This window comes from Paenibacillus sp. MAH-35 (genome assembly GCF_058135425.1).
This window is the reverse complement of sequence record NZ_JBYUPU010000011.1, coordinates 189,539-209,720: the sequence shown is the minus strand read 5'-3', so window position 1 is coordinate 209,720 and position 20,182 is coordinate 189,539. Positions and strand designations below refer to the sequence as shown.

Annotated in this window: 16 protein-coding genes; 15 read left to right on the top strand and 1 reads right to left on the bottom strand. The window is 57.3% G+C overall.

Annotation, left to right across the window (positions count from 1 at the left end):
• Positions 1-200 precede the first annotated feature (200 nt).
• Both AC3Y2E_RS14950 and AC3Y2E_RS14945 read left to right on the top strand, forming a co-directional pair.
• Complete coding sequence (locus AC3Y2E_RS14950; RefSeq protein ID WP_379211534.1) at positions 201-2,984, top strand: calcium-translocating P-type ATPase, SERCA-type; 2,784 nt, start codon at positions 201-203, stop codon at positions 2,982-2,984.
• A 507-nt stretch (positions 2,985-3,491) separates the two neighbouring features.
• Positions 3,492-5,114 carry a response regulator gene (locus AC3Y2E_RS14945; RefSeq protein WP_379211532.1) on the top strand — a complete coding sequence of 541 codons (1,623 nt, stop codon included), beginning with the start codon at positions 3,492-3,494 and terminating at the stop codon, positions 5,112-5,114.
• 63 nt (positions 5,115-5,177) lie between these two features.
• On the opposite strand, the gene AC3Y2E_RS14940 is transcribed toward AC3Y2E_RS14945, so the two are convergent.
• Positions 5,178-6,092, bottom strand: coding sequence for a helix-turn-helix domain-containing protein (locus tag AC3Y2E_RS14940; protein WP_379211530.1), 915 nt, complete (start codon positions 6,090-6,092; stop codon positions 5,178-5,180).
• Positions 6,093-6,357: 265 nt separating this feature from the next.
• Here AC3Y2E_RS14940 and AC3Y2E_RS14935 point away from each other — a divergent pair, with 265 nt between their 5' ends.
• The 13 genes from AC3Y2E_RS14935 to def all read left to right on the top strand — a co-directional run bounded on the left by AC3Y2E_RS14935 (position 6,358) and on the right by def (position 20,182).
• Positions 6,358-7,344, top strand: coding sequence for a Gfo/Idh/MocA family protein (locus tag AC3Y2E_RS14935; protein ID WP_379211528.1), 987 nt, complete (start codon positions 6,358-6,360; stop codon positions 7,342-7,344).
• A gap of 31 nt (positions 7,345-7,375) precedes the next feature.
• Positions 7,376-8,419 (top strand): Gfo/Idh/MocA family protein, encoded by a 1,044-nt coding sequence (locus AC3Y2E_RS14930; protein ID WP_190927697.1) that lies wholly within the window; start codon positions 7,376-7,378, stop codon positions 8,417-8,419.
• A gap of 2 nt (positions 8,420-8,421) precedes the next feature.
• Positions 8,422-9,288, top strand: a complete 867-nt coding sequence (locus AC3Y2E_RS14925) for a sugar phosphate isomerase/epimerase family protein (RefSeq protein ID WP_379211525.1) — start codon at positions 8,422-8,424, stop codon at positions 9,286-9,288.
• Between the two features lie 100 nt (positions 9,289-9,388).
• Entirely contained in the window at positions 9,389-10,297 is a 909-nt protein-coding gene (locus AC3Y2E_RS14920) for a GNAT family N-acetyltransferase (protein ID WP_379211523.1), read from the top strand.
• A 408-nt stretch (positions 10,298-10,705) separates the two neighbouring features.
• Positions 10,706-11,542, top strand: coding sequence for a diaminopimelate epimerase (gene dapF, locus AC3Y2E_RS14915; RefSeq protein ID WP_379211520.1), 837 nt, complete (start codon positions 10,706-10,708; stop codon positions 11,540-11,542).
• An 85-nt stretch (positions 11,543-11,627) separates the two neighbouring features.
• Positions 11,628-13,499, top strand: coding sequence for a bifunctional homocysteine S-methyltransferase/methylenetetrahydrofolate reductase (locus tag AC3Y2E_RS14910; protein ID WP_379211518.1), 1,872 nt, complete (start codon positions 11,628-11,630; stop codon positions 13,497-13,499).
• Positions 13,500-13,585: 86 nt separating this feature from the next.
• Positions 13,586-14,473 (top strand): YicC/YloC family endoribonuclease, encoded by an 888-nt coding sequence (locus tag AC3Y2E_RS14905; RefSeq protein WP_379211516.1) that lies wholly within the window; start codon positions 13,586-13,588, stop codon positions 14,471-14,473.
• Between the two features lie 109 nt (positions 14,474-14,582).
• Positions 14,583-14,846, top strand: a complete 264-nt coding sequence (remA, locus tag AC3Y2E_RS14900; RefSeq protein WP_110840413.1) for an extracellular matrix/biofilm regulator RemA — start codon at positions 14,583-14,585, stop codon at positions 14,844-14,846.
• On the top strand, positions 14,836-15,462 hold the full coding sequence (gene gmk, locus AC3Y2E_RS14895; protein ID WP_379211514.1) for a guanylate kinase: 627 nt from the start codon (positions 14,836-14,838) through the stop codon (positions 15,460-15,462). Before remA ends, gmk begins: the two co-directional genes overlap by 11 nt.
• A 3-nt stretch (positions 15,463-15,465) precedes the next feature.
• On the top strand, positions 15,466-15,675 hold the full coding sequence (gene rpoZ, locus AC3Y2E_RS14890) for a DNA-directed RNA polymerase subunit omega (RefSeq protein ID WP_332072583.1): 210 nt from the start codon (positions 15,466-15,468) through the stop codon (positions 15,673-15,675).
• Between the two features lie 116 nt (positions 15,676-15,791).
• Complete coding sequence (coaBC, locus tag AC3Y2E_RS14885) at positions 15,792-17,009, top strand: bifunctional phosphopantothenoylcysteine decarboxylase/phosphopantothenate--cysteine ligase CoaBC (RefSeq protein ID WP_379211511.1); 1,218 nt, start codon at positions 15,792-15,794, stop codon at positions 17,007-17,009.
• The gene (gene priA / locus AC3Y2E_RS14880) at positions 17,002-19,626 is read left to right on the top strand and encodes a primosomal protein N' (protein WP_379211509.1); all 2,625 of its coding nucleotides are present in this window, start codon (positions 17,002-17,004) and stop codon (positions 19,624-19,626) included. Before coaBC ends, priA begins: the two co-directional genes overlap by 8 nt.
• A gap of 70 nt (positions 19,627-19,696) precedes the next feature.
• The gene (gene def / locus AC3Y2E_RS14875) at positions 19,697-20,182 is read left to right on the top strand and encodes a peptide deformylase (protein ID WP_190927716.1); all 486 of its coding nucleotides are present in this window, start codon (positions 19,697-19,699) and stop codon (positions 20,180-20,182) included.

Here is a 20,182-nt window from a genome sequence, read left to right as displayed (position 1 = left end):
ATATTCGGCCGCCGGTAACACGTAAGCTTCCCCTATCATGCCATAAACAGGGCCGGCGGAACAAATGTTTTAATCATTTTGTGCGAACGGATCCGGCAAAAAAACGGATTCGGACGGGCGGTGGGATATTTTCCGGCTTGTCTGAATACATTTACCATGAGTGAGCGTGTACCATTCAACGCTTCGGGAGGGGAAGGGACGTGGATCAGAAGAACTGGTATCACATGGCGGCGGCGGAGTCGGCCAAGACGCAAGGCGTCGTTCCGGCGCAAGGGCTGACGTGGGAAGAAGTCGGGGCGCGCCGCGAGAAGTACGGCCCCAATGAACTGACGGAGAAGCGCAGTGTATCGCTGATCGCGCTTTTTTTCAACCAGTTCAAAGATTTTATGGTGCTTGTGCTTATGGCGGCGACGCTCATCTCCGGGCTGCTTGGCGAGTATTTGGACGCCATTACGATCATAGCGATTATTGTCATGAACGGCGTGCTCGGATTTATTCAGGAGTTCCGTGCCGAGAGGTCGCTCCGCGCACTTAAGGAGCTGTCCGCTCCTACAGCGAAAGTAATCCGGGAAGGCGAGCTCGTTTTGTTGGCGGCGAGGGAGCTGGTGCCGGGGGATATCGTGCTGATCGAAAGCGGCGACCGGATTCCGGCCGATATCCGGTGGATCGAGGCGAACAGCCTGTACGTGGAGGAGTCGGCGCTTACCGGCGAATCGGTACCGGTCGGCAAACATACGGATGCTTTGCAGGAGGGCGAAGTACCGCTCGGGGATCAGAAAAATATCGGATTTATGGGGACGATGGTAACGCGGGGAACGGCCAAAGGCATCGTCATCCGGACCGGTATGGAGACGGAGATGGGCAAAATCGCCGATCTGATCCAAAATACGGATACGATGGAAACGCCGCTGCAGCATCGGCTCGAACAGCTGGGCAAAATATTGATCGCGGTCGCCATCGGTCTCACGATTATGGTCGTCGTCGCGGGCATTATGCACGGACAGCCGCCATACGCCATGTTCCTGGCCGGCGTGAGCCTGGCGGTCGCGGCGATTCCCGAAGGATTGCCGGCGATCGTTACGATCGCCCTGGCGCTTGGGGTACAGCGGATGATCAAGCGCAAAGCGATCGTCCGCAAGCTGCCCTCCGTCGAGACGCTAGGGTGCGCTTCGGTTATCTGCTCGGACAAGACGGGAACGCTGACGCAAAATAAGATGACGGTCACACACGTCTGGCTTGGCGGGGACGTGCTCGAAGTAACGGGCGACGGATACGAGCCTTCGGGGCAAATTTTAAGCAACGGCGCGCTGGTCGACTTGCGGCAAAATCAGTCGCTGAGACGGCTGCTGCAAATCGCCGTCCTGTGCAATAATGCCCACCTGCATGAGGAAATTCCGGAACAGAAGCGGAAAGCGGGCAAAGGGCCGGTGAAGCCGGTGTACTCGATCAAGGGGGACCCGACGGAAGGCGCGCTGGTCGTGCTGGGGGCGAAGGCGGGCATTACCCGGCATTCGCTCGACGGGCTTTATGATAGGAAGGGCGAGCTTCCGTTCGATTCCGACCGGAAGCGGATGTCGGTGCTGCTTCAGCATCAGGGCGGCCGGCTGCTGTTCACGAAGGGCGCGCCGGACGTCGTGCTGGAGAAATGCAGCTACGTGTTGTGGGACGGCAAAGTCATCCCGTTCACCCCGACGCTGAAACAAAAGGTGATCGCCGCCAATGAGGGAATGGCCCGCTCCGCGCTGCGCGTCCTCGGTCTTGCTTACAAGGAGCTCAAGCCGTCGGACCGCGAAGATACGACGCATATTCTCGAAAATCAGCTGGTGTTCGTCGGACTGACCGGCATGATCGATCCGCCCCGCAAGGAGGTTCGCGACGCGATCCAAACGTGCAAACGGGCCGGAATCAAAACCGTTATGATCACCGGCGACCATCAATCGACGGCGGAGGCGATTGCCCGCCAGCTCGGGATGGTTCCGCAAAACGGCATGTCGATGAACGGCCAGCAGCTGAATGCGTTATCGGACGATGAGTTGGACGAGAAGTCGGATCACGTCTACGTTTATGCGCGCGTATCGCCCGAGCACAAGCTGCGGATCGTCAAATCGCTGCAGCGCAAAGGCCATGTCGTGGCGATGACTGGCGACGGGGTCAATGACGCGCCGGCCATTAAGGCGGCCGACATCGGCATCTCGATGGGAATAACCGGTACGGACGTGACGAAGGAAGCGTCCGCACTCGTACTGAGCGACGATAACTTTGCCACGATCGTCTCGGCGATCGAAGAAGGACGCGGCATCTATGAGAATATCCGCAAATTTATCCGGTATTTGCTGGCTTCCAACGTAGGGGAAATCATGACGATGTTCCTGGCGATGATGATGGGCATGCCGCTTCCCCTCGTACCGATCCAGATTCTCTGGGTCAATCTGGTGACGGACGGCTTGCCGGCCATGGCGCTCGGCGTCGACCAGGCGGAAAAAGATTTGATGCAGCAAAAGCCGCGTGGAGCCAAAGAAAACATTTTCGCCCGCAGGCTGGGATGGAAGGTCGTCAGTCGCGGCATACTGATCGGGGTATGTACGCTGGCAGCTTTCTGGATTACGCTGCAGCAAAATCCGGACAGCGCGGAAGGATTGGTCCGGGCGCAGACAGTAGCGTTCGCTACGTTGGTCATGGCTCAACTGATCCATGTGTTCGATTGCCGCAGCTCGCGCTCAATTTTTCACCGCAATCCGCTGCAAAATAAATATTTGGTGCTCGCCGTTATATCTTCCGTCGTCCTTCTGCTGGGCGTATTGTACATCGAAGCGCTGCAGCCGGTCTTCAAAACGATGGCGCTTGGGCTAGACGAATGGCTTATTACGCTTGTATTCGCGGCGATTCCGACGTTCCTGTTCGGACTTGGCAGCATTTTGACGACACAACGCCGCAAACGCCGCAAGCTTGTATCCGGGTACCGTTCCAATACGGCGGCAAGATAAGAACGCTGCCGGATCGCCAAGCAAGAGGAAATTTCGCAGCACGTATCGAACCGCCCCGGACTGCAACGGACCCGTTTGGAAGAGCCGGTTCGCAGCGGGAGCTGCTTCCTGGCGCTAGAATAGCGAAGATTGAGTATACGTAATAAGAAGCCGGGCTGTGCGCTCCGGCTTTTTTTCGTTAAATAATGTGTAAAAATGTTCATATTTGCGCCGCGAATTGAAGGACTTTTCTTTCTATTCTTAGAAGAGTAGTAAGGATTACAACGGGAAGGGAGCGGGGGCTGCCACACCTGAATCACTCTGAACCAGGCAGCATGCCGAATTTTGATGTCGCCAAGGAAAATCCGGAGCTGCCCGGCTCTGCGCTTAACGGGGGCCGGACACGTTTGGCAAATCGGTTGCAGACAGAGGCAACGATTGCTTCTTTCCTGAAGAATACGAGGCAGGGCTCTCTGAGCCCGGCAGCGTTTGGACAACCAACACGGACAGAGGGGAAGGGATGGACGGATGGTTAAAATATTGGCGGTTGATGACCGTGAAGCGAATTTAGTGGCACTGAGGGGCGTATTATCCTCCACCCGGTATGAAGTGATCACGCTCGGCTCCGGCCAGGAGGCGCTTCGTTACTTGCTGCAGGAGACGATCGACGACCTGGCTGTCATCCTGATGGATGTGCAGATGCCGGGCTTGAACGGTTTCGAGACGGTTAAACGGATCAAGCAGCGAGACAGGTGCAAAGACATACCTGTCATCTTCCTGACTGCCATTAGCATGTCCCACGAGCATGTCAGACGGGGCTACGACGTCGGGTCGATCGATTATTTATTCAAGCCGGTTGACCCGGAGCTGCTCAAAATGAAAGTGGAAGCGTTCGTCAAGCTGCACCGCTATCACCGGAAAATTGCCGAACAAGGCGAAATGCTCCGCAAACGGGCGCTCGAGCTGGAATGGTCCAACCGGAAAATCGTCGAGGCGGATGCGCGGCTGAAATATCAGAACGAGCGACTCGAGATGATGGTGAAGGAAAGAACGCTGGAGCTGATGGAAGCGAACGAAAAATTGCAGAAATCGCAGGAGAGGTTCCGCACGATGTTTATGTCCAGTCCGTGCCTGATGTCGATCCGGCGTATCTCGGACCTGAAATATATCGATGTCAACGAAAGCTGGATGCAGTGGACGGGATACGGCCCGGAGGTCGTCGGTGAAGCTTCCGACCTGCTGCGGATGAAGCTGGAGTCCGAGGAGCGGAACGCGGGGCTGCAGAGCTTGCGCAACGTGAAGATCAAATATACGACGAAGGCGGGGGAAGTGCGGGACGGGATGATCTCGACGGAAATGATCGAGATTGATCATGATAAATGTTTGCTGGAAGTCATCATCGACATCACCGAGCAGCTCCAGTTCGAGAAAGAAATGACCCGTCTGTCCGAACTGAACCTGATCGGCGAGATGGCCGCCGGCATCGCGCACGAAATCCGCAATCCGATGACGACGATCCGGGGATTTCTCCAGTTGTCCAAAGGCGTGAACGGGCGGATGGGAAGCGAGCATATCGACATTATGCTGGATGAGCTCGACCGGGCCAACAGCATCATTACGGAATATTTGTCGCTGGCGAAAAACAAACAGACCGATATCCGGCCGGCTTCGCTCAACCGGCTGCTCGAGTCGCTGTATCCGCTGCTTCATGCGGAAGCGATGATGTCAGGTAAGCACATTCATATCGAATACGGGGAATTGGCGGATCTGGAGCTGGATGAAAAAGAAATCCGGCAGCTCGTCCTGAACATCTCGCTGAACGGTTTGGAAGCGATGGAGCCGGGGGGAATATTAACGATTGCGACATGTGCGGAAAAAGGCTGCGGTGTGCTTCGGATCGCCGATCAAGGGCACGGGATCGGCAAAGAAAATATGGAGAAGCTCGGTCGGCCGTTTTTTACGACGAAGGAGCACGGCACGGGGCTGGGGCTGGCGGTCTGCTACAGCATTGCGGCCCGGCACGGGGCGGTCATCGAAGTGGATAGCGGCCCGGGGGGCACGATGTTCACAGTCCGGTTTCCTGCCATTACAATTAATGGAAGCGTTATCAAAAAAACTGAAGCGATCCTATCCGGCGACGGCAGCCTGTAAACAACGTGCGGTCCGGGAGGAGGCCGGATCGGTCTTTCCTCCCGGATTTTGCCCGCCATTCGATTACATCTGAGCTTTCATCGTTTTCAAATATTCCGAAGGGGCCATGCCGGTCGCTTTCTTGAACTGGCGGGAAAAATAATGGATGCTCGTATAGCCGAGCCGCTCGGCGATCTCCGTGACGTTGCACGTATCCTCACGAATATGCTGCTTCGCTCGCTCGATCCGCAGCTTGCTCATATATTCGGTAATTCCGCTGCCGGTATGCTGGCGGAAAACGGTGCGCAGATGCGTCTTGCTCAGCGCGAATTCGGCGCACAGCCGGTCGATCGACGGGTGCTCGTGCAGATGCTCTTCCAAATAGCGGACAATGCGCCCGACCAGCTCCCGCTGGCCTTTTTCCTTCGTAATCGACGACAGCTTCGGCTTCTGCGCCTGTGCCTGGTTGTTGCGGATGAGCCGGATGAACAGCGCTTCCAAGTAAATTTTAATCAGCTGCTCGGCGCCGAAATCGAACTTTTCCTTACGTGTGAGAGGGTGAGCCGACTTGCGCTTCACCGTTACGGAATACGGGCGCGCTACAGGCAGGACGAACAGCTTATTGCCTTCCTCGATAATTTGCGATAGCAGTTGACGCTCTTCGTTGCCGAGATGAAGCGCTTTATGGGAGAAAAAGCTCATCGCCTCGGACTTGCATTCGAACGAGATAATAAAAATGTTCGGCGGCGTCTTCCGGTTGCAGCGCAAGCTGTGAAATTCGTTCGGCGTATAAAATACGATATCCCCCTGTTTGACATGAAAGGTCGTAAAATCGGTCGTAATCTCCACTTCCCCTTTGTCCACGTACAGAAACTCCCAGAAATCGTGCTTTTCGCCGCTGTATACGTAGCCCTGACGCAGCTCGTTATAATGGAACGAGTATATTTTATCGACCGATATTTGCTCTCTCAGTTTAATGTGCCGGTGTCGTTTCCTCATGGCTCCCACCTTTTGGACGCGTTTCGTATAAAGAAGCTTTTCCAGCAAACGGTTCCTGAGTTAATCGTATGCGGCCGACCTTCCCTTGTCAATTGGCTGCGAGTGTTTTCGGGGGGCGGACATCCCCTGGCGCCGCTGCTCCTAAAGTGCAAAGATTCCGATTCAAAAGTGCAAATTTTGCGTCGTTTTAGATAAAGCTTTTCTTTCCGATCGCCGTTATGATAACGGTGAGAAAACGGTTTCCAGCCGAATGGAGGAAAAACAGATGAGTAAAATCCGCACAGCTGTAGTTGGTCTTAACATGGGGCTCGATCACGCTTACGCTTACAAGCTTGCTGAACGATCTGAACTGCGGTGGGTCGTCGATCTCGACGAAGAGAAAGCAAAGAAAGTAGCCGCGGATCTGGGCTGCAATTACACGACGGACTGGACGACGATTCTGGACGATATCGATGCCGTCAGCCTGTGTACGCCGCATCATCTGCATGCTCCTCAGTCGCTTACGGCGATCGCCGCCGGCAAGCACGTCCTTCTGGAGAAGCCGCTGGCGAATTCGGAGGAAGATTGCTTGAACGTCATTCAGGCTGCCGAGCAAAACAACGTCACCCTGATGCTCGCCTTCGTCGTACGGTTCCTGCCGGCGATCCGCAAGCTGAAGGAAGCGGTGGACAGCGGCAAGTACGGCAAGCCGATCAGCGCGCAAGGCTGGGTCGAGGCCTTTTTGCAACCGGCTCCGGGCACCTGGTTTGCCAGCAAAGAAAAACTCGGCGGAGGCGCTTTGTTCAGCCACGGCTGCCATTACATCGATATATTGCTCTACTTGCTTGGCGAACCGGCCCGGGTTTCCCATTTCGGAACGCGCGTCGGCACGGACTGGATGGAAGGGGAAGGGACTTCGCACGGCATCATCGAATTCAAAAGCGGAGCGCTCGCTCATCTGGTGACCAGCTGGGGCATGCGTTACAAGAAAACGCCGGCGAGATTCCAAATTCATATGACCGAAGGCATGCTGGAGCTGGACAACAGCATGTGGAAGGTCGAAGCGATCTCGAAGGACGGCACGGAAACGCTGTACGAGCGTCCTGCCGAATATCCGGCACGCCGCGGACAGAACGTTTTGTTCGAAATCGAGCATTTCCTCGAAAGTATCGCAACCGGACAGCGGCCGGAGACGGATGGTCACGAGATTTTAAAATCGCACCGGACGATCTGGGCGATGTACAACAGCCAGGGCACCCCGGTGAACCTGTAACGGCATCGATAACGAAGGAGGCTGGATAACGATGACGATCAAAGTTGGCTTAATCGGTTGCGGTCTGATGGGATCGCTGCATGCCCGCACGCTGCACAAGCTGCCGGGCGTAAAGGTGGCGGCCGTCCACAACCGGACGCGCGAAAAAGCGGAGTCGCTCGCCGCCGAAGTGGGCGCTACCGTGTACGATTCTTATGAGGCGCTGCTGGAGCAGGATTTGGATGCGGTATGGGTCGCTACGCCGGATCATCTGCATGTCGATGCTTCCAAGGCTGTTCTGGAATCGGGCAAGCACCTGTTTCTGGAGAAAGCGCTTGCCACCTCGGTGGAAGACGGGGCCGAGATCGTGGCGGCCGGAGCGAAGCATCCGGAATTGAAGTCGATGGTCGCTTACCCGCTCCGCTTTGCTCCGGCTTACCGGACGATGAAGGAGACGGTTTCCCGGGCGGGCGCGGGCAAGACGATTCAGGCCTGGTCGATGCGGACGCATTTCCTCGATCCGAATCAGCGGGTGTACGACAAGTACCGCGATCATTACTACGATACGCCGAGCTGGTATTTTGACGATGTAACGGCCAAAGGCCCGATTTTCTCCCACGGCTCTCACGATTACGACCTGCTTACCTGGATGTGCGGCGAGGTGGAATCGGTGTTCGCTTACGGCGGGACGTACCTGCTCCCTCCGGGCAGCGTAGCCGATGCCTTTACGGTATCGCTGCGGTTTGCGAGCGGCGGGATCGGCCAAGTCAGCACCCCGTGGGTGACGCGGGTGGAATACGACATCACCGGAGTCGCTACGGAGAATTTGACCGTCGTGAACAACAACGGCCAGGTACTGGTGAAGGACGACGGCGGACCCGAGCAGAAAATATCGTTTGCGGACAACGATATGTGGGTACAGCTGAACGGGCATTTCATCGACTGTATCCGTGAGAACAAGCAGCCGCTTATCTCGCTTGAGGACGGACTGCGCGTCATAGCGGTATCGGAAGCCGCGTACCGTTCGCTTAAGGAACGCCGCGAGGTGGCGGTCGATTATTCGGCGCTGCGCAGCGTTTCGCGGACCGGGGTGTAACAATGAAGCCAACCGTCAAGCTTGCATGCATGAGCTGGATCTATAACAAGCATTCGTTCGAACGCGCTCTGGAGAGCATATCCCGAGCAGGTTACCGTTACGTTTCGTTCGGCCTGCCGCACGAAGGCAAGCCTGCATTCGACGACGGGCTCGAAGGGGAAGCGGAGCGTATCGCGGCCTTGCTGAACAAGTACGGGCTCGAGCCTGTCTCGCTGGTCAGCACGGATGTCCTGCATCCGAATCAGCCGATCGAACGGGCGATCCAACGACTCGAGTTTGCCCGCGCCCTAGGCGTGGAGGAGCTGTTGTCGCTCGGTACGACGAGTTACAAGCGATTTCCGGATGAGCCGCGTTCCGACGAAGAGATGGCGCCGATCAACGAGGCGTTCGCGGACAAATACCGGCGGGTCGGAGAGGAAGCGGGCAAGCGCGGGCTGGTCGTCACGATCAAGCCGCACACCGGCAATACGGCTACGGCGGAAGTGATTGCGGACACGCTGCGTACGATCGGTTCCCCGCACGTGAAAGCGTCTTACGATCCGGGCAACGTGCGGTTTTATGAAGGGATCGAGCCGGCAGACGATTTTCCCGCCATCGCCGCCCAGACGATCTCCGTTGTCGCCAAAGACCACCGGGGAGCACGCGCGGCGCTCGACTTCCCGATTCCGGGCGAGGGAGAAGCCAACTTCCCCGCGATATTCGCCACGATGCGCGAGACCGGCTTTACGGGTCCTGTAATCGTGGAACGTCTGGACGGGTTGAACGGCGAGTTCGGTGCGGACATTCCGCTGGAGCAGTTGGACCGGCGGATTACCGAAGCACGCGTCAACCTGGAGCGGATGCTGCGGGAAGCGGGCTATGATATGTAGCGTAGTATAACTGAATGATCCGGGTGGACGGAAGAGTGCCTGCTATTCAGCGGGTCTTCTTCCGTTCCCGGCTTATTTTTTTGCGGGGGGAGAGTGCTTTATGGACAACCGTCTTACGGAGCGGGATTCGATTGAAATCCGGCGTTTGGCAGACTGTACGTTCCGCCAGGCGGTGGAGCTGTGGAATCAAGGATTTTCCGGCTACTATTCGGATATGTCGACGACGCTTGAGAAGTTTACGGCAAGGCTCGGACGGGAGTCGATCCGCACGGACCTTTCGGTCGCGGCCTTTGTGAACGGAGAACCGGCCGGATTCGTCCTGATCGCGCTGAAGGAAGCGGGCGGCGTCAAAATCGCCTGGAACGGCGGAACCGGAGTCAGCCCGAACCAGAGGGGCAAGGGGCTGGCCAAACTTCTGATGCGGGAAGCGGCGGAGGCGATCAAGGAGAGCGGTGCGTCCATCGCTTATTTGGAGGTCGTTCAGAAAAATGCGGGAGCGATTGCGGCGTACGAAAGCGCAGGGTTCCGCAAGTGTGACGGCCTGATCGGAGCAAAGCTGGAAGGCCCGCTGCCGGCTTCCGCCGTGCAAGCGGACGAAGCGTACCGGCTCCGGCCCGCCAAGCTTCGCGAGCTGACCGCGCTTCCGTTTTTCCGCCACGATTCGGCGTGGAACTGCCAGTGGTTCAACCGGAGCGACAGCGAAGGGATTGCGGTTATCGACGAGCAGGGTGCAATCGGCGCTTACGCGATTGTCCGGCGTTCCTATGGAGAGAACGGCGAGCTGGCGGGATCGGTGTTATTCCACTGTGCCGCCGATCCGGAACGCCCGGACCGGAGCAAGCTCGCACGGGCCGCTATTGCCGGTGCGTTCGGACCGGCGGACGCCGCTTACACGAGAACGGCGGACAATCTGTCCATGTCCGACCCGGCGGTGACCGAATGGCTGGAGGAAGCAGGCTTCAAGACGATATACACCCAGTATTTGATGGTCGCGGACTTTTCGGTTTAACGTTCATAGAGGCGGTTAAGCCGCCCGGACAGCCCCGGGGCTGTCAATCCGGCGCCCCGTATTGGAGTTGCGCCACGGCTTCCACGATATCATAAGAATAGCTCCGGCCCTTGACTTTGGCGGTCCGGGGCTTTTTTTCGTACCGGATTAATGTCCCCGCTTGATGAATGCCTATCGCAGCCGTGCCCCCGCCAGCCGCTCGATCGTGCCGGCATCCGTTTCGTCCGTCCGCTTCGCCGCTTCCGACCGCCGAATTGTTAACGATTTCCGCATTATCCCGGATAACGGCGGGAAAAATGGCGGTTTCCTCCGCCAGATTCGATATTGCTTACAAAATCACTAGGCATACTGTCCGTTATGCACTATAATAAGGTCTAATCCAAACGATTCAGAAACAGAGGAACCGCCATGAATTTTACTAAAATGCACGGCCTGGGCAACGATTTTATCGTGATCGCGGGCGAGTCCCGCCTGCCCGACAACGCGGCTTCGCTAGCCGTATCATGCTGCAACCGGTTTTTCGGAATCGGGGCCGACGGCCTGGTGTTCGTGCTGCCTTCCGACCGTGCCGATTTTATGATGCGGATTATGAATTCCGACGGTTCGGAGGCGGAGCAGTGCGGCAATGCCATCCGCTGTGTAGCCAAATACGTATACGATAATGGTTTAACCGATAAAACGGAGCTGGCGATCGAAACGATCGGCGCAGGCGTTCAGCCCGTACGGCTTCAAGTGCAGGACGGCAAGGCGGTTTCCGTTACGGTAGATATGGGGATTCCGGTGCTGAACGGGCTGTCCGTCCCAACGACGGTGGACAGAAATCCGGTAGTGGATTATCCGGTGGAAATTGACGGGGTTACTTTCCGGTTTACCGCCGTGTCGATGGGGAATCCACATTGCGTCGTGTACGTGGACGATGCCGCCGGGTTCGATCTGTACCGCTGGGGGCCGAAACTGGAGCAGCATCCGCTGTTTCCGAAGCGGGTTAACGTCGAATTTGCCACGGTCCGCTCCCGCGAACATATCGACATGCGCGTCTGGGAGCGCGGGGCCGGGCCTACGCTGGCGTGCGGCACGGGAGCGTGCGCCACGCTGGTCGCTTCGGTGCTCAAGGGCGTATCCGGCCGCCGCGCCGTCGTCTCGCTGAAGGGCGGAGATCTGAAGATCGAGTGGGCGGAGGAGGATGGCCGGGTGTATATGACCGGCCCTGCCGTAACCGTATACCGGGGTACGCTGGTTGAATAGATCCATAGCAGTTGGCAGGTTTCGGATGGGAGATTTGCAGTTTTCAATAGAGAGATTTATATAGAAAGCTTGGGTGAGGAACCGGATGAAAGAAGATTTGCGTAAAGCGCTCGGACAGCGGGTGTTGATCGGCGACGGAGCGATGGGGACGTTTTTGTATCAGCAGGGGTTCCCGGTAGGCGTCTCTTATGAAGAATACAACCTGCTGAAGCCCGAAGTCATTGCCGACGTTCACCGTCAATATTATGAAGCCGGAGCGAGATTGATCGAAACGAATACGTTCTCGGCGAACAGGGAGAAGCTGTCCAAGTTCGGACTCGAACAGGACGTGCGGGCGATCAACCAGTCCGGCGTGGCGCTCGCCCGGCAGGCGGTCGGCGAAGACGCCTACGTCATCGGCGCGGTAGGCTCGATCCGGGCGGCCCGCCGCCGCAACGTCACTCCGGAGCAACTGGAGCGCGATTACCGGGAACAGATGGAGGCGCTGCTGGAGGCGGGAGTTGACGGCCTGCTGCTGGAAACCTTTTACGATATGGAAGAGATTGTGCTTGCGCTTCGTGTGGCGCGGCAGTTAACCGATTTGCCGGTCATCGGCCAGTTTGCGACCGACGGCGGAGCGATGACGAATGACGGCGTCGATTATCAGACCGCTTTCGAACAGCTTCACGCCGAAGGGGCGGACGTGCTCGGCTTTAATTGCCACAGCGGTCCGAACGGAATCATCCGCACGCTGGAGAAGCTTCGCCCGGTTCCCGGAGTTCCGTTCTCGATTTTTCCGAATGCGGGATTGCCGAGTTATGTGGACGGGAAGTACACGTTCGGCTCCAAGCCGGATTATTTTGCGGAGAACGCGCTGAAGTTCGCCGATCTCGGAGCGCGTCTCATCGGCGGCTGCTGCGGAACGACGCCTGAGCATATCGCCGCAATGGCGAAAGCCTTGGAGCATTACGTGCCGAGCTCGGCAGGGCGTGCCGCCGGTAGCGCCGGTCCGGTTAAGCCGGCCTCGCCAGACGCCGGAACGGTTGCGGTTTCGCAGCCGGCAGGCGCGGCGCCGGGCGGTGCGGAGCCTTCGCTGCTCGAGCTCGTTCAAGAGCGGCATACGGTGATCGTCGAATGGGACACGCCGAAAGATCTGGACATCAGCAAGTTTATGGAAGGGGCGAAGGCGCTCAAGGAAGCGGGCGCAGATTCGATCACGATGGCCGATAATGCGCTGGCCGTCACCCGGATGAGCAACCTTCCGCTCGGCATACTCGTCAAGGAGAAGCTGGGCGTTCGCCCGCTGCTGCACATCGCTTGCCGCGACCGCAACCTGATCGGCACGCAATCCCATCTGATGGGCATGCATGCGCTCGGACTCGATCATACACTCGTCATTACCGGCGATCCGTCGAGATTCGGCGATTTGCCGGGCTCCAGTTCGGTTTACGATATGACTTCGTTCGAGATGATCCGCTTGATCAAGCAGTTGAACGAGGGCGTCGCTTTCTCCGGCAAGCCGCTGAAGCATAAGTCGAAGTTTATCGTTGCCGCGGCGTTTGATCCCAACGTCAAGTACTTGGAGAAAGCGGTGCAGCGGCTGGAGAAGAAAATCGCGGCAGGCGCCGATTTTATTATGACGCAGCCGGTGTATGACGCGAAGCTGATCGAGAACGTGTACGAGTCGACGAAGCACCTGAACGTGCCGATCTTTATCGGATTTATGCCGATCGTCAGCGAGGGCAACGCGACGTTTCTGCATAACGAAGTTCCGGGCATTAAGCTGTCGGAGGAAGTGCGCGGACGAATGGCGGGTCTCAGCGGCGAGTCCGGCCGCGCGATGGGCGTGCAGATTACGAAGGAGCTGCTGGACGTGGCAATGCCGAGGTTCAAAGGCATCTATATCATGACGCCGATGCACTTTTACGGCATGAGCGCTCAGCTGACCCAGTACGTGTGGGAGAAGTCGGGGCGCTGAGAACGCCCGGAGCCCTTGGGACAGCTCTCTTTTCCACTTGTCCCCTCTTGCAAAATGAATTAGAATAGGGTATGGATGTGATACCCATGGTTCAAAGCATGACCGGATTCGGTCAATCCGGCCGTTCCGTCTGCGGTTGCCGGCTGCAGGTCGAGATGAGATCGGTCAACCACCGGTACTCGGAAATTTCCGTCCGTATTCCCCGCGAATGGATGCGGCTGGAAGACAAGGTGAAACGGATCGTTCAGCACTCCGTCAAGCGCGGGAAAGTGGACGTGTCCGTCACCGTCGAGAAGGAACCGGGAACGGCAGCCCTTGCGGAGATCGACTGGCCGCTTGCCGAATCTTACCGTCTGGCGGCGGAACAGCTTAAGGAACGGTTCGCTTTCAGCGACTCTCTCTCGCTGAGGGATATCCTCGCTCTGCCCGGGATCGTATCGTTTCGGGATGCGGGGATGGCGGCGGATCATTTCACGGAACCGCTTCTGGAATGCGTGCGGGAAGCGGCAGCCGGCATGCTGGAGATGCGACGCGCGGAAGGCGGCCATCTGGCCATCGAAGTTGCCGGACGGCTCGACCGGTTGGAACGTTTGAGACGGGAAACGGCCGAGTGGGCTCCGAAAGCGGTGGAAGAGTACAAATTGAAGCTGCATCAGCGTCTGACCGGGTTGCTGGGCGAATCCGCCGGTTTGCTGCCGGACGATCCCAGGCTGCTTACCGAAGCAGCCGTTATGGCGGACCGTTCGGATATCCGGGAGGAGCTCGTCCGGCTCGAGAGCCACATCGGTCAATGCCGCAAGCTGCTAGCAACAGACGAGCCTGCCGGACGCAAGCTGGACTTTCTGAATCAGGAGATGAATCGGGAAGTCAATACGATCGGTTCCAAGTCAGGGCATCTCGAGATCGTCGGCAGGGTTGTCGAGATGAAGGCGGAACTTGAGAAAATACGCGAACAAGCGCAAAATATCGAGTAACCGGCCGCATTTTAAAGTATGAGCGTACATCGATAAGGCAAGAATAGTGCAAGGCTGCTAAGGCTGCGAGACAACGGGCCAACGGTCTTGAATTCGTAGGAGGGCAATGATGGCCATTAAATTGATCAATATCGGCTTCGGAAATATCGTATCCGCAAACCGGATCATCTCGATCGTCAGTCCGGAATCCGCGCCAATCAAGCGGATCATTCAGGAGGCGCGCGACCGGCATATGCTGATCGACGCCACGTACGGCAGACGTACCCGCGCGGTGATTATCACCGACAGCGACCATGTCATTTTATCCGCCGTACAACCGGAAACGGTGGCGCATCGACTTACTAACAATAAGGACGATGATCATGACGAGTAATGCGGGCGACAAAGGCCTTTTGATCGTGCTGTCCGGCCCGTCCGGCGTAGGCAAAGGAACCGTATGCTCCATGCTTCGCAAGCTGGCACCGGAACTGGTATATTCCGTTTCCGCTACGACCCGCTCGCCGCGCGCAGGAGAAACGGAAGGCGTTAATTATTTTTTTACGTCCAAAGATAAATTCCGTTCGATGATCGAAAAAGACGAGCTGCTGGAGTGGGCCGAATACGTAGGCAACTACTACGGAACTCCCCGGAGCTTCGTCAGAGACACGATCAACGCAGGTAAAGATATTATTTTGGAGATCGAAGTGCAAGGCGCGATGAAAGTAAAGCAGAAGTTTCCGGAAGGCGTCTTTATTTTCCTGATGCCTCCGTCGCTTGATGAACTGAAAAACCGGATCGAAACCCGAGGGACCGAAACCGACGAATCGATCCGCAACCGGTTGTCCGCAGCGGTTGACGAAATCAGGCTGCTCGAGCATTACGATTACGCGGTCGTCAACGACCAGGTGGAAACAGCCTGCTCCCGCATCCGCTCGATCATTACGGCCGAACATTGCAAGCGCGAACGGATTATGCCTTATGTGAATTCTTGGATGGAAGAGGTGCGTTAAAAGATGTTATACCCATCGATCGACCTGCTTATCAACAAAGTGGACAGCAAATATTCGCTCGTCGTAGCGGCATCCAAGCGGGCCCGCATGCTGCGGGACGGATCCAAGACCGATCTGAAAGACCAGCACGCCAGCAAGCATGTCGGAGTTGCGCTCGAAGAAATCTACGGCGATTACATTCACGTGGAGTCAAATAGAGAAAACAAACAGTAAGAGAACATGTACGTTTCGTATGACGACAACCTGTCACAGGTTGTTATTTTTTTCTCTTCCCAGGTTGAAGGACGCAGCCGGATGGATGTCATTGATCAGATGGAGAGGTGAGCAGGATGCAAGGAAAAACGATCGTGCTCGGAGTTACCGGAGGAATAGCGTGTTTCAAGGCGGCTGCGCTGTGCAGCAAACTCGTGCAGGCGGGGGCGGACGTACGGGTGATTATGACGGAGTCTGCGACCAGGTTTGTCGCCCCGCTGACGTTCCAGACGCTGTCAAGACATGATGTTGCGGTGGATACGTTCGACGAGAAGGATGCTTCCGTCGTGTCGCATATTCATTTGGCGGACAGCGCCGATCTGGTTGTCGTTGCACCGGCTACTGCGAACATAATCGCCAAAATGGCGCATGGCCTGGCCGACGATATGCTCAGCACGACGCTGCTCGCGACGGAGGCGCCGGTGCTGGTTGCGCCTGCCATGAACGTGCATATGTACGCGCATCCGGCCGTAACGGCGAATATGCAAACGTTGCGGGACCGCGGCGTTTCTTTCGTCGAGCCGGGCGAAGGGCAGCTGGCCTGCGGTTACGTCGGCAAAGGAAGACTGGCGGAGCCGGAAGAAATGATGACGGCCATCGAACGGATGCTGAATCCGGCAAAACCGCTCTCCGGGCTGAAGGTGATCGTAACGGCAGGGGGAACGGTGGAGCGAATCGATCCGGTCCGTTACATCACGAACGATTCGTCCGGCAAGATGGGGTATGCGATCGCGGAAACCGCGAAGCGGATGGGAGCGGACGTCACCGTTGTTACGGGGAAAGCGACGGCGGCTTTGCCGGCTGGAGTCAAGGTCGTCCATGTCGAGTCGACGGCCGATATGATGAACGCAGTATTGTCACGCTTCGAGGACGCGGATATCGTCATTAAAGCGGCTGCTCCGTCGGACTATCGTCCGGCCCTTCGGTCCGACAAAAAAATTAAGAAGAAAGACGAGACGATGACGCTGGAGCTCGTCAAAAATCCGGATATTTTGCAAACGCTTGGCCAGCGAAAGGCGAAGCAGTTCCTCGTCGGCTTCGCCGCGGAAACGGATAACGGGGAACAGTATGCGATGGACAAGCTGGTCCGTAAAAATTGCGATCTGCTTGTGCTTAATGATGTGACGGTGCCGGGTGCGGGGTTCGGAACGGATACGAACATCGTAAGCGTGTACGACAAAGACGGTCTGGTGGAATCGCTGCCGCAAATGAGCAAGCTGGACGTCGCGCAGAAACTGCTGAGCCTTGTAGCGTTACGGCTGAATACACGCGGCGGGAGTGATCGCCATGACTAAGGAAGGCGCGACGGCGCCTTCCGCGTTGTATGACGGGGCGCTGCTGCAAGGCGATCTGTTCGGGGAGCGCCGTCTCTATGCGCAGGTGATCGTGGATGTGCCGGCCAAACAGACGAACCGTCCGTTCGACTACATCGTGCCTCCCCAGCTTCAGTCCTGGGTTGCGGTCGGCAGCCGTGTTGGAGTTCCGTTCGGCCCCCGGACGCTGCAAGGCTTCGTCGTCGGCTTGTCGGACCGGACTAGTATGGATGCTGGCAAGCTGAAGCCGGTAGAGCAAGTGCTCGATTTGGTTCCTCCGCTGAACCCGGAGCTGGTCGATCTGGCCCGGTGGATGAGCCGGACGTATATATGCCACGAGATTACGGCGCTCCAAGCGATGATTCCGGGAGCGTTAAAGGCCAAATACGAGAAAATGATCGCTTTTGCCGGAGAAGAGACCCGCACGGCTGCCGGGGAGACCGGAAGGCAAGCGTATATGTTTGCCCGCAGTCCGGAGGAAGAGAATATCGTCGCCTTTGTGAAGCAGAAAGGCACAGTACCGGCGGAAGCGCTGCTTCGCCGTTTTCCCGATGCCAGCCTGATGCTGAGAAATCTGCTGGAGCAAGGAATACTGGCCGAGATCAACTCGGTGAAGGACCGGATGAACGCCAAGAAGGTGCTTTATGTCGAGGCGGCTGCGGACCGGGCGACGATGCTGGAACAAGCGGAGAAGCTGGGAGCCGGAGCGAAGCGGCAAAAAGAGCTGATGGTTTTTTTCGCCGGGCAGCCGGAGCCGCTGCCGCTCACAGAGCTGACCGATAAATTGAACATTAGCGCAGGCTCGGTCAAGGCGCTTGCCGAGAAAGGCTGGCTGTCGGTTCAGGAGCGGGAGGTATACCGGGACCCGTATGCAGGCAGGCAGTTTGCCAAAACGGAGCCGCTGCCGCTCACCGATCAGCAGCGCGGGGCGTTCGTTCCGATATCGGCTGCGCTCGAAGAGAGAGAGCACCGCGTTTTCCTGCTTCACGGCGTAACCGGCAGCGGAAAGACCGAAGTGTACCTGCAATCGATCCAGCAGTGTCTCGACCAAGGCCGGGAAGCGATCGTGCTCGTCCCGGAAATATCGCTCACTCCGCAAATGGTCGAACGGTTCAAGAGCCGGTTCGGCGATGCGGTCGCGGTGATGCACAGCCGCTTGTCCCAAGGCGAACGGTACGACGAGTGGCGCAAAATCGGCACGAAGCAGGTAAGCGTCGTGATCGGCGCGCGCTCGGCTGTGTTCGCTCCGTTTACGAAGCTCGGCCTGATCATTATCGACGAGGAGCACGAAGCTTCCTATAAACAGGAGGAGAGCCCGAAGTATCATGCCCGCGACGTGGCGGTTCAGCGCGCTTCGCATCAGGGGGCGGTCGTCGTGCTCGGCTCGGCGACGCCATCGCTGGAAAGTTATGCCCGGACAAACGAACGTTCGGCAGACCGCTCCCCGTTCCAACTGCTGACGATGGAGGACCGTGTCGAAGGCCGTCCTTTGCCCGCCGTTCATATTGTCGATTTGCGGGAGGAGCTGAAGGAAGGCAACCGCTCCATGTTCAGCCGCGGCTTGTATAAAGCGATTGAAGAACGGTTACACAAGAAAGAACAGACCGTATTGCTGTTAAACCGGCGCGGCTACTCGACTTTCGTCATGTGCCGGTCGTGCGGCTACGTCGTCCAATGTCCGCACTGCGACATCTCGCTAACCTATCACCAGGTATCCCGGACGATGCGCTGCCATTATTGCGGCTTATCCGAGCCGGAACCGAAAAAATGCCCCAGCTGCGAAAGCGAGCATATCCGTTATTTCGGAACGGGGACCCAGCGGGTCGAAGAGGAGCTGGGCAAGCTGTTTCCCGGTATTCGCGTCATCCGGATGGATGTGGACACGACTTCCGAGAAAGGCGCCCACGAACGGCTGCTGACCCGGTTCCGCAACAAGCAGGCGGATGTGCTGCTTGGCACCCAAATGGTGGCCAAAGGTCTTGATTTCCCGGACGTCACGCTTGTCGGCGTCATCGCGGCCGATACGGTGCTGCATCTGCCCGATTTCCGCGCGGCGGAGAAGACGTTTCAACTGCTCACCCAGGTAGCGGGACGAGCGGGAAGGCACAAGCTTCCCGGCGAAGTGTTTATCCAGACGTATACTCCCGATCATTACAGCATCGTAACCGCCAGCCATCATGATTATGCCTCATTCCTGGAGACGGAGCTGGAAATGCGGAGAGAACGCGGATACCCGCCATACTGCGATTTGGTGCTGATCACCTTCTCCCACGAACAGGTGCCGATGCTTGTCCGGGCGGGAGAATCGTTTGCCGCGAGACTGAAGGACAAGTGGAAGCGTTCAGAAGTCGGATCGGCATCAGAACGTGGAGGGTTGTATGGCCGGGGGGTGGACGCGCCTTACTTCGAGGTGTACGGGCCTGTCGCGTCGCCGATCCCGCGAATCAAAGATAGATATCGGTTTCAATGCATGGTAAAATATCGGGGGGATATCGACGTCTCCGGGATGATCGCCGAAGTGGCGGCCGCGTTTGACGATACGGTGCGCCAGGAGAAGCTGCAGATCGGGATCGACGTTAATCCGCAAGTGCTGATGTAGCGAGCGCCTTGGCGCTTCCGGACCGATTATGGAATGGATGACTTATGTTTTTGAAAGGAAGTGCTGATCCGTGGCCATTCGAATTATAGTAAAAGAACCGGACCCGGTGCTTCGCGAGAAAGCGAAACCGGTTCCGAAAATTACACCGAACATTCACAAGCTGCTGGACGATATGGCGGATACGATGTACGATGCGGAGGGCGTCGGCCTGGCCGCGCCGCAGATCGGTATTTTGAAGCGGGTGATCGTAGTCGACGTAGGAGACGACAACGGGCTGATCGAGATGATCAATCCGGAGATCGTAAGCGCGGAGGGCGAGCAGCTCGGGCCGGAAGGATGTCTTAGCATTCCGGGGCTCAGGGGCGACGTTAACCGTTCGCTGACAATTACGATTAAAGGTCTGGACCGCAACGGCGACGAGCTCGTCATTACCGCTTCGGAGTTTCTGGCCCGCGCATTCCAGCATGAGGTCGATCATTTGAACGGAGTGCTGTTTACCGATCTGGCCAAAAGCGTATACCGCGAAGAGGAACGGCAGAAAAAGGGCGAGGAGTGA